The following is a 15,344-nucleotide window of genomic DNA, read 5'->3' as shown; positions in this document are numbered from 1 at the left end:
GGCTTGCGGCCGCCGCCAGCGCTTGCCAGCCCGCTGGTGTTGGCATGAGACTGGCTGCTAGTCTTTATCCCACCACGGCGGCGCGCTCTCCGACCTCGGGCATGCCATCTTCAAAGCACTTATCTTGTAGCGGATCTCGATCACCTGCCCATGGTGAAACGGACCGCGTATCCAGTCGCCGGAATTAAAGAGGTAGGACTTGCCGTTGATGCAGCGTTCGGTCGGCATGTCGCCGATGGGGCCGGTCGAACGCAGGGTGACGCGCACTTCGCCAGTGGCATCGAGCGGCGCGTCGGCGCTTGCATAGAGTATATCTATGCCGACATCGCAGACACGGGTGCTGCCTATCTTGCTGCAGTACTTGATATACGTTTGCTGGCGCGCCATGACCATGTGATCTTCATGCCGCATCGGCTTGCCGTCGTCAAAGGTAAAGCGCAGGATGACTTGCGTGGGCTCGCTGGCAGGATGGCGCATGGTGCTGGTGCAGGCGGCGCTGACCAGGGCCAGCAGGGGCCAGGCCAGCAGGCGCAGGCCGCGCCGCAGCACGGTGAATATCGGGTTACTGCCAGGTGTCTGCATTGCGCTCCATGGGCCGTTGCCATTCGTTCAAGGAATTTGGCGGCGATGATAGCACGCGATGGCGGCGCGCGACTCCCTGGAACTGCGCTACGGTGTAGCGCTATTCATTTCTTGCAGGACTTTTTTACACGGCAGGCCGTGGCCTGCGCCGCGCCTGCCGCGTTATCCTGCCGCCTCAACGCGATGCCAGGCCGACGTTTTGTACGCGGGAAGGCACGATGTCGCCGCCCGACAGTTTCTGCGACGGCAGCACCATCACCAGTTCGCCGTCGATGCTGCCGTCATCGTTGTGGTCGATGCGTACCTTCAGCTGGCGGTCCAGCGCGACGAAGGCGTTGCGGTCGGTGGCGACGATGCGGTGCTCGTCCTGCTTGCCGATACGCGCATACATGACGGCGCCAGCGAGGCGCAGTTCCAGGGTGTCGCCATTCGACAGGTCATAGGCGCCGACGAATTTCTTGAAATCCTGGCGCATCATGTAGCGCGGGTGGTCGGGCACATCGATGCGCAGCGAATTGCCCGGCACGGTGACGGTGTGCTCCGGCGCCAGTGTCTGTGCGGTGGCTGCCGTGCTGGCGGCAGCGAGGCACAGGAGTGTGCCCAGGATGATGGTTTTCATGGTGTCTTCCTCGATGGTTGATGAGCTCTGACGCATGATGCGGGCGGGCATGGGGCAGGAACCAGTCTAGACACGGGTTTGGCGCTGCGCATCCTCCATTCGATGGAGAAAGGCCTGAATATTTTGCATGGCGGGCCACCGCATGGCTGCGGTTTATGCCGCGCCGGCTGTCAGCGGGGCTATGCAGTCACGCAGTGATTCATTTCTTGCAAAACCTTTTTGCACAGCACTCCGTAGCCGACGCCGGTGCCGCGTTTGTGCTCGGCCAGGTCATAGCTGGCGCTGATGTCGCGCCATTCCACGCTGCCGGGCAGGGGGCGCAGGGCGTCGTCGAGATCCATCTCGAAGTGGATGAAGTGGCCATCGGCGCTCAGCAGCTTGCCGTACACGGCGGGCATGCCGGGAAACGCCAGCTGCAGGTCGAGCATGATGGCCGCCTCGAGCGCCACGCCGTGGCTGGCCGCGCACTCGCACAGGGCGTCGGGCAGGGGACGCGCGCGCCACCAGGCCGCCGTCTGGCGGATGGCCGCCAGGGTCAGCGCGTTTTGCTGCTGGACGCAATATTGCTTGCTCATGGCTGCCACGCATGGGGAAAGATGGCCGGGCCGGGGATGATGGCACTGGCCCGGCACCTGTCTGCCGCGTCAGCCCGCCGCCCTAGCGCGCAGCCAGGCTCAGGCTTTGCACGTGGGCCGGCACGATGGCGCCGCTGGCCAGTTTCTCTGCCGGTACCTGCATCAGCACTTCGCCGCCCACGCCGCCATTGTCGCGCAGGTCGATGCGTATCGCCAGCTGCCGGTCGAGTGCGACGAAGCTGTCGCTGTCGGTGGCGATGATGCGGTGCTCATCCTGGTCGTCGATGCGCGCATACATGATGGTGCTGATGGCGCTGGCATTGCGCAGGTACAGCACCTGGCCGTTCGACAGTTCATAGGCGCCGCGGAACTGGCCAAACGTTTCCGGGCTCATGAAGTGTTTATGGACGGGCAGTTCGATCGTGTGCAGGCGTCCGCCGGGAATGGTGACGGTCTGGCTGTCGGGCAACGTTTGTGCATTTGCCAGCAGGGCGCAGACGCCCAGTGTGCCGGCGAGTATCCATGTTTTCATTTTTCGGCCCATCCTTGAATTGTGCCGCCATGCCGTACTGGCGCGGCGAGGTTGTGTGGTTGCCACGGAAAGTCGGACCGGCCTGCCTGCGACGGTGCGGTCACGCTGGCAAGGCGCTGCCAGCCGGTGTTGGCAGTGTAGGCAGGCAAGTTGCCCAGCACATCATCCGATCGGATGACACGGCCTCAGGCGTCAAGGTGGGCCAGGGGCGCCGTCGCGCCGTGGATCAGGGCGATCAGCTCGCCCTGGCGCCGGGTATCCGTCTTCAGGTAGGTGTGGTGCAGATGCGTCTTGACGGTATTGACGCTGATGCCGCAGCGCGCGGCGATTTCCTCGATGGTGGCCCCTTGCGCCAGTGCCTTGCCTACCAGCGCTTCGGCCTGCGTCAAGTCAAACAGCTGGCGCAAGGCGGGGACGGAGGTGCTCGTTTTTGCGGGATCGCGTGCGATCAGCAGCGCGCATGCAGGCTGGCAATCGGCCAGCGGGGTGACGGTCAGGGCCAGCGGCGCTTGCTGCTTGCGCGCCAGGCGCAGCGACTGGCATTGCGGTGCGCCGCCGGCGCCGGCGATAACCAGGCGCACGGCGCGCGCCAGGTCGGGCGGGACGGCGTGTGCCAGCTGCGCCGCATGCAAGGCATGGCCGGCGGGGGTGGCGAAGCGCAGTCCGAGGTTGGCGTCGAGCACCAGCACGGCGGCGCCCATGACGTCGAGCGCCGCCAGCGCGCAATGGCTGGCCAGCTGCGTCTCGCGCAGGCGCTGCTGCAGGCACAGGGCGCGTTGCAGATGCGGCAAGAGTTCCTGCCATTGCGGGCCGCTCAGGCCAGCGCTGTCGAGCTGTGGCCAGTCGCCCTCGCCGCAGGCCGCGTCGTACATGGTGCCGATCAGCTTGCCCACATCCGCCCTTACTGTCGCCGTACCCATGCTTGCCCCCATTTCCTCATTACATCAGTGTGCCGCGGGCGTGCAGGTGCGGAACTGGGTAAGGGCAGTGTGGCACAGCGATCCACCCTGCCTTTGTGAGGAAGGGCTGATTGCTGCCATCTGGCCTGGGCATCTTTCAAGATAGTACAAAGACATCGGTGCTGCAATGGCCGGCGGAAATCTGCCTGAATATTGTTCTGTAGGAAACTTGCGCGAGAAAAACACTCTGGTGATGTAAGATTCGCACTGTGTCTGATTTTACATTTACCCATTACCCATGAGTTCAATAATGATTCCCGACGTCGCCCTGGTCGACAACACCGAACAACGCACGCCGCTGGTACTCGTGCTCGACTGCTCCGGCAGCATGGACGGCGAGCCCGTTGCGCTGCTCAATGAAGGGCTGGCCTTGCTGGAACAGGAACTCAAGTCCGATGTGATCGCCTCCAAGCGCGTGCGCATCCTCGTGATCCAATATGGCGCGCACGATGAAGCCGTGGTCGCCAGCAACTGGTGCGACGCCATGGATTTCACGGCGCCTCGCCTTGAAGCGAACGGCACCACGCCGACGGGCGCGGCCGTGGAACTGGCGCTGGCCGAGATCGAGCAGGAAAAGCAGCGTTTCCGCCAGGCCGGCGTGGCGTACACGCGACCGTGGCTGTTCCTGATGTCGGACGGCGAGCCGACGGACCGCTGGCAGCACGGCGCCGAACAGGCGCGCGCGGCCGAGCAGGCCAATAAAGTGGCGATCTTCCCCATCGCCGTCGGCGACAATGCGAATATCGACTCGCTGGGACAGTTTTCCAGCCGTGGCGAACGGGGAGTGAAACAGCTGAAAGGCTTGCAGTTCCGCGAACTGTTCCTGTGGCTGAGCGCCAGCATGCAAGTGGTGTCGCAATCGCGTCCCGGTGCGCAGGCACAGCTGGCGTCAACGGACGGCTGGTCCGTCGTGAATACGTGAACGCCCGCTGATCCATGGCGACAGTAAGCAATCATTGGCGCGTGTTTGGCGCTTCCGTCACGGGCAAGGCGCACCTGGACAAGGACATCCCTTGCCAGGATGCGCACGCGCACGCCGTCGTGAATGGCGTGCTGGTCGCCATCGTCTGCGACGGCGCCGGTTCTGCCCGCTATAGCGAACACGGCGCGCAGTTTGTTGCCGCGCACGCCGTGCAGGCCCTGGCCGGACGGCTGGAGCAGGGCGCCACCGTGCAGGATTTACAGGACGGCGCGCTGGCGGGCACCCTGGCACAGATCCGCGCCGCGCTGGACGACATCGCCAGCGCCGCCAACGCCACGCTGGACGACTACGCCAGCACGGTGGTGGGCGTGGTCATGGGCAAGGACAGCGGCTTCTTCTTCCACCTCGGCGATGGCCTGGGCGTGGCGCAACTGGGCGACGGCGGCGAGCTGATCTCGCTACCTGCCAACGGCGAGTATGCCAACGAAACCTATTTCATCAGCGGCGAGCGCTGGCGCGAACAGCTGCGCCTGCTTGCGATTCCACAAGCCGTGCGCGGCGTGGTGCTGATGTCCGACGGCTGCATGCCGTTTGCCATGAGCAAGAACAATGCCTCGCTGTACGCGCCGTTCATGGATGCCGTGCAAGGCTATCTGCGCACGGTCGACAGCGTTGAATCAGGCAATGCGGCGCTGGCCTCCACGCTGGCCGACCCGCGCACGCACCAGATCACGGGCGATGACAAGACCTTGCTGCTGGCCTTGCGTACATGAGCCGGAAGCAGGGTGTGACGCCGGGCCTGAGTCCGGGTGGGAAAATTTGGCTGGACAAAGTCCGTAGTCTGATCCTGGGCAAACTCGTCAAGAGCGGCGGCGCGGGCAGCGTCTACCTGTTACCCGATGCGCCCGCCCAGGTCGCCAAGCTCTACCATCCGCACCTGGACCGCGCCGCCAACCGGCGCAAGCTCGAAGCGATGCTGGAACTGTCGCCCGAGCTGCCCGACCAATTGGAAAACGGCAAGCGCTACGTGCAGATCGCCTGGCCGCAGGCGGCCGTGTTCGACGGCCAGGGCGGCTTTGCCGGCTTCGTCATGCCCCTGCTGGACATGGCGCAAACGGCCGAGCTGGAACAGGTCATGCAGGAGCGCCAGGCGCGCGCGGCCGGCTTGCCGACGGGACTCGGTCCCAAGCTGACCCTGGCCGCCAACCTGGCCGCCGTGATCGACGCGCTGCACCAGCAGCAGCATTACGTGGTCGACCTGAAACCCGTGAACCTGCGCTTTTACCGCGATTCCCTGTACATCGCCATGCTCGACTGCGATGGTTTCAGCATCCAGGGCCATGCCGAGCGCTTTCCTGCCGAGCAATTCACGGCCGACTACCTGGCGCCCGAGTTCCAGCGCAAGGGCATGCCGGCGGGCACGGAAATGGCGCAAGACCGCTTTGCCCTGGCCGTCGTCATCTTCCAGCTGCTGAACTTTGGCATCCACCCGTACAGCGGGCGGCCCGGCAATGCGCAAGTAGCCAGCGACATTCCCGGCCGCATCCGCGACGGCTGCTATGCGTATGGCGTCAAGCGCCACAAGCAGCTGGCACCCAACGCCACCAGCGGCCACGCGCTGATGCCGCCCGAGTTGCGGGCCATGTTCGACCGCGCCTTTTCCCCGTCACCGAAACCGCAGCGGCCATCGGCGGCCGACTGGGCGCAGTTGCTGCGCGGCTATGCGCAGCGCAGCGGCGGCAAGCTCGTCGTCTGCGCCGCGAATCCCGAACACCAGCATTTTGCGGGCCATGGCTGCGCGGCCTGCGCGCGCGAGAAAGTCATCGCTGCGGCCGCGCAGGCATCCGTGCAAGCGCAACAGTTGCAACGGCAACAGCAATCGTTGCCGCTGCAACGCAGCGCGCGCCGCACGGTGCCGGGGCAGGCGCCGGCCGCCATCCCCGTGGCGGCCAACACTGGCGGCGGCATCAGCGGCAAGGGCTGGGCCGTGGTGGTGCTGCTGATCGTGCTGTTCCTGATCGGCTTCACGGCCTGGACTTCGTCGCCCGATGCAGTGAAGGACAAGGCCAGCCTGCAGGCGCAAGCCGACCAGGCGGCAGGCCTGGAAGTATTTTCCTGGCGTCCGCGCAGGACGGCCGGCTTCCAGCCGTCCGACGCGCGCAAGGCCGTGCGCAGCCTGTCGCAAGCGATCAGCAAGGGCGACGACGCTGCCGTCACGCGGGGCTTGCAACTGCTGTACCGTGCCGGCGAAGAAAAGCAGTCCGGCTACGGTGGCGACCGCACGCAGGCGCAGCTGCGCGCCTCGTTGCTGGAAGGCCTGGGCTGGGTGCCCGGCTATGAGCCGGCGCTGGTCGCCAGTTATCTTGATCTGCTGCAAGCCAACCCGCGCGACCATCTGGTGGCGGCGGCCATGGGCCGCATGCACCTGAGCCTGAACGAACCGCAGGCGGCGCGCCAGTACTTCGAGCAAGCCGTGTGGGCGCGCCCGACCGATGGCCCGGCCTGGCTGGGCATCGCGGCGGCTGCACAGCTGCGCGGTGGCGACGAGCGCGATGCCGTCAATCTGGTGGCGCTGGCGCGGCTGACGGCTTACCGTTATGCCGTGCAGAACGCCTTGCCGGCGGATCCGGGCGAGCCGGCCGACAATGGCGTCGCGCGCACGATGCAGCGCATGGACCTGACCGCCAGGGTGTTGCGCCTGGCGCAACCGGGCGCCTACCAGAAGCGCTGGGACAAGACGCTGGCCGAGGGCGTGCTGCTGGCGCAAAAGCTCCAGGCCATGCCGCCCCTGCGGGACCAGGTCGGCGGCGTGCAGCGCGAGACGATGACGACGGTCGACTATGGCGTGCTCGACAAACAGCACGCGACGGGCGAAAACCGTTTGACCCTGACCATTGCCGCCGACGGCAGCCTGACGTACGCGGCGGCGGAATTGCCGATGGAACCCATGCTCAACAAGGTGCTGCTCGATAGCGTGCAACGCTGGACCTATCTGCCTGCCGTGCAGCACGGCCAATTGCTGGACGCCAAGGTGGTGGTACTGGTGCGTTACCGCGATGGCCGGGTCAGCTTCGTGCCGGGCGGTGTCGCCGTCACGGCGGAACATTAGAGGAATACCATGAAAATCAAGACGATATGCGCCGTGCTTGGCGCTTCCTTGCTGTGCCCAGGCATGGCGCAGGCGGACATCGTGCAGCGCCAGGTGGTGACCAGCATGGCTGGCGAGCCCGATAGCGAAGGCGGCGATGTGTACACCATTGCGGGCACGACGGCCTGTGGCGGCAAGCAGATACGCATGGATGCGCGCTCGGTGAACCTGGACGAGGCGCCGTACGCAGCGCTGAAAGCCGAGCTGGCCCGGCGCATCCGCGACAGGACGCCCATGCTCGTGACCGTGAAAAAATGCCCGGAGGATGCGAGCGTGCCCATCGTGCGGGAGATCGCCGCCTGCACGCCAGCCGCCTGCGCCGATGGCCGTGCGCGCCTGTACCTGCACGAGAACTTCTTCCCCGTCGAGCAGGAAAAGGCCGCCAACGTGCTGCTGTTGCCTTTGCCGAAAGGCAAACTCCCAGGCACGTGGAAGGTGGAGATTGTCAGCGTGGCCGACCACAAGCTGCGCCTGTCGGGCCAGGTCAACCGCGCCGACTATGCGCAGGGCGAGCTGGTGGGCGGCTATGTCACGTATTACCCGAATGGCAAGATCGAGAAGCAGGTGGCGCAGGATGCCAAAGGCCAGCAAGACGGTATCGGCAGCAAGTACTTTCCTGATGGCACCCTGGAGCTGCGCGGCAACTGGCGCCATGGCTTGCCGGAAGGCGAGCACCGGCGTTATCACGCGACGGGCAAGCTGAGCGAGACGAGCCGCTACCGCGACGGCAAGCAGCTCGACGGGCCCGTGCAAACCTTCGATGAAAATGGCAAGCTGAGCAGCAGTTACGCTTTGCGTGACGGCAAGATGGAAGGCGAGATGCTCACATACTTCCCGGATGGGAAAATCTCCAGCCGCGCGGAAATGCGGCAGGGCAAGTTCAATGGCGTGAGCACGAATTATTATCCCGATGGCGCCGTGCACGCCAGGATGACGCAGGTCAACGATTTACCTGTGGGCGAGGCGCTGGAGTTCTATCCGGACGGCAAGGTGCAAAGCCGCCAGCAGTATGGCGACAAGGGCGGGCTGCTCAGCGTCCAGCGCTACAGCCCCCAGGGCGTGCTGGTGCTGGAACGGCAATGGGATGCGCAGCTGCGCGAGCAGGGCACATCGCGCTCGTGGTACGAGAATGGCAAGCCCGAGCAATCCATCGATTACGTGAATGACCGGCGCGACGGCTGGAGCCGCAGCTGGCGCGAGGATGGCACGTTGCACAGCGAATGCCGGTATGTGGCCGGCAAGGCGCAGGACGGTTGCGGCGAAGCGTCGCCATCCCCGGAAATCGTGCGAAAGGAGCAGGCATGGCGCGCCTTAAATTAAATCACCTTGTTGGCGTCATGCTGCTGTTGCCGGCGCTGGCCCAGGCCGAGATCGTGCAACGGCAAGTGATCACGGCGCTCAAGGCCGCGCCCGGCAACATTGGTGGCGACGTGCTGACCGTGGACGACGACACGGGCTGCGGCGGCCGGCAGCTGCGCATGGATGCCGCGTCGATCGGACTGAGCGAGGAACAGTATGCTGTCATGAAGGTCGAGCTGGCCAACATGATACGCGACAGAAACCCGCTGCTGGTACGCCTGCGTGCCTGTCCGGCGCCCGACCGGACGGGCGCCGATGCCATCCCCGTCATCCACATGCTGCGCGGCTGCGATGCGCACTGTGCCGATGGCAAGGCCCGTCTCTATCTGAACCACAACCTGTCGCGCGGCGAGGCCATGGAGCATGCGCGCTACGCACTGGTCGTACCGCTGCCGCCAGGCAAGACGCCCGGCACCTGGCAAGTCGAGATTTATCACGTGCGCGAAGGCGAGCCGAAGCGGCTGACGGGCCAGGTCAACGCCCCCGATTACCTGGGCGGCAAGCTGGTGGGCAACTACAGCATGTATTACCCGCATGGCCAGCTGGAAATGCAGGTGGAGCAGGACGGGCGCGGCGTGCAGGAGGGTATCCAGACCCGCTATTATCCGGATGGCAAGATATCCATGCGTACCACGTGGCGCAATGGCGTGCAGGAGGGGGAGGAACAGGCTTACCACCAGAGCGGCAAGCTGATCGAATCGCGCACCTACCGCAACGGCGCCCGCGCCGATGGCCTGGTGGAAACGTTCGACCAGGATGGCAAACTGCGCACGCGCATGACGCAGCTCAAGGGCCAGACGGATGGCGAACTGCTGCTGCTTTATCCCGATGGCAAGGTGGAAAGCCGCAGGCAGTATGTCAACGGCATCATCACGGGGCCAAGCACAGACTATTTCCCCGATGGCAAGGTGCGCAGCACGGGCAGCTATGTCGATGGCAAGCCGGCGGGCGAGAGCGTCGAGTATTATCCGGACGGCAAGGTGGCCAGCAGGCACACGCACAGCGGTCACTACGTGTTGCGCAGTAAACAACTGTTCAGCCCCCAGGGCGTGTTGCTCGTGCAGAAGCAGTGGAACGCCGGCGGACGCGAGGAGGGCGCATTGCGCTCATGGCATGCAAATGGCAAGCCGAAGCAGCTGATCGAGTATGTCGATGGCGAGCGCCAGGGCTGGACCCGCCACTGGCGCGCAGATGGCAGCGTGGAAAGCGAATGCCGCTATGTGGCCGACGAGCCGCAGGGGGAATGCACGGGCGAGTCCGCCAAGTTTTCCTACACGGAGGATGGAATTGAGGTGGTAATGCCGGAGCAGCCTGAGCAGCCGCAAGAGTGAGGGAATGCGCGCGGTCGGCACGCATTCCCCTGCATTTACCGGTGCGGCGGCGTCAGCACGCTGGCAATCGCCTTGGGTAAGGTTTCCGGATAATCGCGGCTGAAGTGCAGGCCGCGGCTTTCGCGGCGCGACAGGGCGCTGTTGACGATCATCGAAGCCACGTCGACGAGATTGCGCAGCTCCAGCAAATCGTGCGTGATGCGGAAGTTGCGGTAGTACTCGTCGATTTCTTCTTTCAGCAGGGCGATGCGGTGCTGGGCCCGTTCCAGGCGCTTCGTCGTGCGCACGATGCCCACGTAATTCCACATGAAGCGGCGCAGCTCGTCCCAATTGTGGGAAATCACCACTTCCTCGTCCGCGTCCGTGACGCGGCTTTCATCCCAGTCGGGCAGGTAAGGCGTGCCCAGCTTTTCCTTGCTTTCGATATCTTGCGCGCAGGCACGACCGATGACGATGCATTCCAGCAAGGAATTCGACGCCAGGCGGTTTGCGCCATGCAAGCCCGTGCACGCCGTCTCGCCCACGGCATACAGGCCCGGCAAGTCGGCGCGGCCGGACAGGTCCGTGACGACGCCGCCGCACGTGTAGTGGGCGGCCGGCACGATGGGAATCGGCTGCTTGGTGATGTCGATGCCCAGTTCCAGGCAGCGCGCGTAAATGGTCGGGAAGTGTTCGATGAGGAATTCGGCCGGCTTGTGGCTGATGTCCAGGTGTACGTAATCGAGGCCGCGCTTCTTGATCTCGAAGTCGATGGCGCGCGCCACCACGTCGCGCGGCGCCAGTTCGGCCCGCTCGTCGTGGGCCAGCATGAAGCGCTGGCCGGCCGCCGCGCCCGCTTCAGGCGGCAGCTTCAGCAAGCCGCCTTCGCCACGGATGGCTTCGGTGATCAGGAAGGACTTGGCGTACGGGTGGTACAGGCAGGTCGGGTGGAACTGGATGAATTCCATGTTCGACACGCGGCAGCCGGCGCGCCAGGCCATGGCGATGCCGTCGCCGCTGGCCGTGTCGGGATTCGTTGTATATAAATACACCTTGCCGGCGCCGCCCGTGGCCAGCACGGTGTGCTCGGCGGCAAAGGTCAGGACCTTGCCCGTTTGCTCATCCTGCACGTAGAGGCCGTGGCAATGGGGTTGGGCGTTGCGCTGGGTGGGCTTCATGCCCAGCTTGTCGGAGGTGATGAGGTCGATTGCGCAATGGTGTTCGAACAAGGTGATGTTCGGGTGGGCACGCACCTTTTCTTCCAAAGTGACTTGCACGGCGTGGCCGGTGGCGTCGGCCGCGTGGATGATGCGACGCTGGCTGTGTCCGCCTTCGCGGGTCAGGTGGAAGCCCAGTTCGGCCGTGGCGTCGCGCGTGAACGGCACGCCTTGCTCGATCAGCCATTCGATCGCTTCGCGGCCGTGTTCGACGATGTAGCGCGTGGCGCTCTCGTCGCACAGGCCGCCACCGGCGATCAGGGTGTCTTCGATGTGCTGCTGGTGGCTGTCGCCCGAGTCCAGCACGGCCGCGATGCCCCCTTGCGCCCAGTTGCTGGCGCCGTCGAGCAGCGCGCGTTTGGAAATGATCGCGACGGTGCGCGTCTCAGCTAAATGCAGTGCAACCGATAAACCCGCCAGGCCACTGCCGACAATCGCTACATCAAATTTCATGACATTTATCTTTTTTTAGGGGAAGCATACTATATTCCATTTCCCCCCATTCGGTAATGTGTTGAGATAAATTCTGCAAGCGAAAGATAGCCGCAGCCGTAGCTTGTGGCGCATCAATGCTTGCGCGGAACAGTCCGCCATGATGAGAAGACGGGTATCGGACCGCCGCGCGCATGGCCGCATGCATGGCTTGCCGGTCCGGGCCGCTTCTTGCCGCAGGGGGACCACATGATCCGCATCTTCAGCCATTACGTGTCAAAAACGGCATTCATCCTGCTGTTGCTGGAAATCCTGATCCTGCTGCTGTCGGCCACCCTGACGTCCCTGCTGTGGCTGGCGGATGGCAGCCGCCTGGTGAGGCTGGGCGAGGTGTACCTGTCGTCGTCGATCTTCGCGCTGGTCATCGTCCTGAGCATGAGCACCCTGGGCATGTACCAGCACCGCTCGCGCGACGACATCCGCAACACTTTATTGCGCATCCTGCCCTCGTTCGCGCTGGGTTTTGCCGTGCTCAGCCTGCTGGTGCGCTTCATCCCCGCGCTGCATTTCGGGCGCGGCGGCGTGCTGATCTTCGGTTTGGGCGCCATCGGCGTGCTGCTGGCGCGCCTGGTCGTGTTCAAGTCCTCGCAATCGGCGCTGATGGAAGGCCGGCTGATCCTGGTGGGTGGCGGGGCGCTGGCGCGCGAATGCATGGAGTTGGCGGCCAGCAAGATCGGTTTCCACCAGTTCACGGTGGTGGGATGCATTGATGTGGCCGGTGAGCAATGCTGCGTGCCGGCCTCGGCGCTGCTGCCATCCGGACCGTCGCTGCTGGCCATGGCGCAGCGCCATGACGCGCACGAGATCGTCGTCTCCGTCAGCGACCGGCGCAATGGCGCGTTTCCCGGCAAGCAATTGCTCGAATGCGCGCTGGGCGGCGTGAAAGTGATCGACGCGGCCACGTTTTTCGAGCGCGAAGCGTGCCAGATCCGCATCGATTCCCTGCAGCCCAGCTATCTGATCTATGGCGGCGGCTTCGACCAGAGCTTTTTCCGCGCCGCCTCGAAGCGTTTGTTCGACCTGGCCGCCAGCAGCGTCATCTGCCTGGCCGCGCTGCCCGTGATGCTGGTGACGGCCGCCTGCATCCGCCTGGAGGATGGCGGCCCCGTGTTTTACCAGCAGGAAAGGGTGGGGCGCGACGGCTTGCCCTTCCATGTGCTGAAATTTCGCAGCATGCGCAGCGATGCCGAGCGCGACGGGACGCCCCTCTGGGCGCTGGCCAACGATGCCCGCGTCACGCGCGTGGGCCAGTTCATCCGCAAGCTGCGCATCGACGAGCTGCCGCAGGTGCTCAATGTGTTTCGCGGCGAGATGAGCTTCGTGGGACCGCGTCCCGAGCGCGCCTACTTCGTCGAGCAGCTCAAGGAACAGGTTCCGTACTACAACATTCGCCACAGTATCAAGCCCGGCATCACGGGCCTGGCGCAGGTGCGCTACCAATATGGCGCCTCCGTCGACGATGCCGTGAAAAAGCTGCAATACGACCTGTATTACGTCAAAAACAATAGCCTGTTCCTCGACCTGCTGATCCTGCTCGACACGGTGCAGGTGGTGCTGTTTGGCAAGGGCGGCCGATGATGCGGGAACAGTCGGCGTGGCTGGCGGCGGCCGATGCGGCAGCGCTCAGCCATGGATTGGCGTCGCTGGCCTTCTTCGCGCTGGCCTTGCTGCTCATCAGCAACTGGCGCGCGCGGCAGAACGTGCGCGCCTTGCTCGTCGCCTGCCTGGCCACGGGCGCGTGGGCGACGGGCACGGTGGTGCTGGTGCTGCTGGGACACCGCATTGTGCTGGCCGGCGATGCGCTGGAAATGCTGCGCACCCTGGCCTGGCTGGTGTTCGTGCTGTTGCTGGTCGAGCCGTCGCGTCCCCGCCTGCGCCTCGTGCTGGCCGGCGTCGTCCTCACGGCGCTGGCGCCCGGGCTGTCCGCGCTGGCCTCGTCGTGGCTGGCGTTGCCTTTGCCGGCGCGCATCATCGCCAGCGTCAGCCGCCTGTTGCTGGCCGTGCTGGGCATGCTGCTGGTGGAACAGTGGTACCGCAATACGCCGCCGCTCAAGCGCTGGGGCATCAAGTTCGCCTGCCTGGGCGTGGGCGGCCTGTTTGCCTACGATTTCTACCTGTACAGCGATGCCTTGCTGTTCCGCACGATTAACGACGATATCTGGGCCGCGCGCGGCATCGTCGACGCCCTGTGCGCACCGATGCTGGCCGTATCCGCCGCGCGCAATCCGGGCTGGGCCCTGGGCCTGTCCGTCTCGCGGCAGATGCTGTACCGCTCGGCCGCCTTGCTCGGCTCGGCCATCTATCTGCTGGCGATGGCGGCCAGCGCCTATTATTTACGCTATTTCGGCGGCACCTGGGGTTCCTTGATGCAGATGGCTTATCTGGGCGGCGCAGGCCTGCTGCTGGCCGGCGTGCTGTTTTCGGGCAGCTTGCGCGCCAAGCTCAAGGTCAGCATCAACAAGCATTTTTATAACGCCATCTTCGATTACCGCGAGGAATGGCTGCGCTTTACGCGCGCCCTGTCCGAGGATGGCCCGGCGCTGGGCGAGCGGGCCATCCAGGCCGTGGCGCAGCTGGTGGAAAGCCCGGCCGGCGCGCTGTGGATCTTGCGCGAGCAAGGGCTGTTTGCACCGGCCGCCAGCTGGAACTGGCCGCCGCCGGCCTGGAGCGAACCGGCGGCGGGCAGCCTGTGCCAGTTCCTCGAGGCGCGCCAGTGGGTGATCGACGTGCCCGACTGCCAGGGCAATCCGCGCCAGTACGCCGGCCTGGCCTTGCCGCCGGCGCTGCTGGCCTTGCCCAATGTGTGGCTGCTGGTGCCGCTGACCCTGCATGGCCAGCTGTTCGCCTTCGTGGCGCTGGCGCGGCCCCGCACGGCCATCGGCCTGAACTGGGAAATCCGCGACGTGCTGAAAATTGCCGGCAGCCAGGCCGCCAGTTACCTGGCGCACCGCGAATCGCTGGACTCGCTGATGGTGTCGCGCCAGTTCGAATCGTTCAACCGCATGTCGACCTTCATCGTGCATGACCTGAAAAACCTCGTGTTCCAGCTGTCCTTGCTGTTAAGCAATGCGGAAAAGCACCGCGCCAATCCCGCCTTCCAGGAAGACATGCTGGGTACCCTGGACCATTCCGTGCAAAAAATGAAGACCCTGCTGCAAAAGCTGGCGCGCGGCGAGACGCCGGAAGCGCCGGCGCCGCTGCGCCTCGACGGCTTGCTGCGCCAGGCCGTGGCGGCCAAGGCCAGCCTGGCGCCCGCGCCGCGGCTGGAGATCGTCGACGGCGAACTGACGGTGCTGGCCAACCGCGCGCGCCTCGAGCGGGTGCTCGGCCATCTGATCCAGAACGCCATCGAAGCCACGGCCAGCGATGGCCAGGTGGCCGTGCGCCTGTTGCGCGAGCGCCAGACGGCCGTGGTCGAGCTTGACGATACGGGGCAGGGCATGAGCGAGCAGTTCATCCGCGAGCGCCTGTTCAAGCCCTTCGACACGACGAAGACGGCCGGCATGGGCATCGGCGTGTTCGAAAGCCGCGAATACCTGCGCGAAGTGGGCGGCAGCCTGGAAGTGCGCAGCGCGCCGCAGGTGGGCACGACGTTTCGCGTGATCCTGCCGCTGCATGCCGCGTGAATG

13 protein-coding genes are annotated in these 15,344 nt (G+C 65.0%); 7 read left to right on the top strand and 6 right to left on the bottom strand.

Annotation, left to right across the window (positions count from 1 at the left end):
* Positions 1-57 precede the first annotated feature (57 nt).
* The 5 genes from YQ44_RS13025 to YQ44_RS13005 form a co-directional block, all read right to left on the bottom strand.
* Positions 58-582, bottom strand: a complete 525-nt coding sequence (locus YQ44_RS13025; protein WP_071323745.1) for a hypothetical protein — start codon at positions 580-582, stop codon at positions 58-60.
* Positions 583-757: 175 nt separating this feature from the next.
* Positions 758-1,201 (bottom strand): hypothetical protein, encoded by a 444-nt coding sequence (locus YQ44_RS13020; protein WP_071323744.1) that lies wholly within the window; start codon positions 1,199-1,201, stop codon positions 758-760.
* A gap of 179 nt (positions 1,202-1,380) precedes the next feature.
* A complete protein-coding gene (locus tag YQ44_RS13015; RefSeq protein WP_071323743.1) occupies positions 1,381-1,776 on the bottom strand; it encodes a hypothetical protein in 396 nt (131 codons plus the stop codon).
* A gap of 82 nt (positions 1,777-1,858) precedes the next feature.
* Positions 1,859-2,308, bottom strand: coding sequence for a hypothetical protein (locus tag YQ44_RS13010; protein ID WP_071323742.1), 450 nt, complete (start codon positions 2,306-2,308; stop codon positions 1,859-1,861).
* A 185-nt stretch (positions 2,309-2,493) separates the two neighbouring features.
* Positions 2,494-3,228: a helix-turn-helix transcriptional regulator gene (locus tag YQ44_RS13005; protein ID WP_198043927.1), complete on the bottom strand. Its 735-nt coding sequence runs from the start codon at positions 3,226-3,228 to the stop codon at positions 2,494-2,496.
* A gap of 277 nt (positions 3,229-3,505) precedes the next feature.
* Here YQ44_RS13005 and YQ44_RS13000 point away from each other — a divergent pair, with 277 nt between their 5' ends.
* The 5 genes from YQ44_RS13000 to YQ44_RS12980 are packed head-to-tail and all read left to right on the top strand — an operon-like array spanning position 3,506 to position 10,027.
* Positions 3,506-4,189, top strand: a complete 684-nt coding sequence (locus YQ44_RS13000; RefSeq protein WP_071323740.1) for a vWA domain-containing protein — start codon at positions 3,506-3,508, stop codon at positions 4,187-4,189.
* Between the two features lie 14 nt (positions 4,190-4,203).
* Positions 4,204-4,962: a PP2C family serine/threonine-protein phosphatase gene (locus tag YQ44_RS12995; RefSeq protein ID WP_071323739.1), complete on the top strand. Its 759-nt coding sequence runs from the start codon at positions 4,204-4,206 to the stop codon at positions 4,960-4,962.
* The gene (locus tag YQ44_RS12990; protein ID WP_071323738.1) at positions 4,959-7,298 is read left to right on the top strand and encodes a hypothetical protein; all 2,340 of its coding nucleotides are present in this window, start codon (positions 4,959-4,961) and stop codon (positions 7,296-7,298) included. The genes YQ44_RS12995 and YQ44_RS12990 overlap by 4 nt, the downstream gene beginning before the upstream one ends.
* 9 nt (positions 7,299-7,307) lie before the next feature.
* Entirely contained in the window at positions 7,308-8,657 is a 1,350-nt protein-coding gene (locus YQ44_RS12985; protein ID WP_071323737.1) for a toxin-antitoxin system YwqK family antitoxin, read from the top strand.
* A complete protein-coding gene (locus YQ44_RS12980; protein ID WP_198043926.1) occupies positions 8,639-10,027 on the top strand; it encodes a toxin-antitoxin system YwqK family antitoxin in 1,389 nt (462 codons plus the stop codon). The genes YQ44_RS12985 and YQ44_RS12980 overlap by 19 nt, the downstream gene beginning before the upstream one ends.
* Positions 10,028-10,062: 35 nt before the next feature.
* On the opposite strand, the gene nadB is transcribed toward YQ44_RS12980, so the two are convergent.
* On the bottom strand, positions 10,063-11,676 hold the full coding sequence (nadB, locus tag YQ44_RS12975) for an L-aspartate oxidase (protein ID WP_071323735.1): 1,614 nt from the start codon (positions 11,674-11,676) through the stop codon (positions 10,063-10,065).
* A gap of 228 nt (positions 11,677-11,904) precedes the next feature.
* On the opposite strand from nadB, the gene YQ44_RS12970 reads away from it, so the two are divergent.
* The gene (locus tag YQ44_RS12970) at positions 11,905-13,293 is read left to right on the top strand and encodes a TIGR03013 family XrtA/PEP-CTERM system glycosyltransferase (protein ID WP_071326468.1); all 1,389 of its coding nucleotides are present in this window, start codon (positions 11,905-11,907) and stop codon (positions 13,291-13,293) included.
* Positions 13,290-15,341, top strand: a complete 2,052-nt coding sequence (gene prsK, locus YQ44_RS12965; protein ID WP_071323734.1) for an XrtA/PEP-CTERM system histidine kinase PrsK — start codon at positions 13,290-13,292, stop codon at positions 15,339-15,341. Before YQ44_RS12970 ends, prsK begins: the two co-directional genes overlap by 4 nt.
* Positions 15,342-15,344 lie beyond the last annotated feature (3 nt).

It is taken from the genome of Janthinobacterium sp. 1_2014MBL_MicDiv (assembly GCF_001865675.1).
Taxonomy (GTDB): domain Bacteria; phylum Pseudomonadota; class Gammaproteobacteria; order Burkholderiales; family Burkholderiaceae_D; genus Janthinobacterium.
This window is presented reverse-complemented; position numbering and strand designations above follow the sequence as displayed.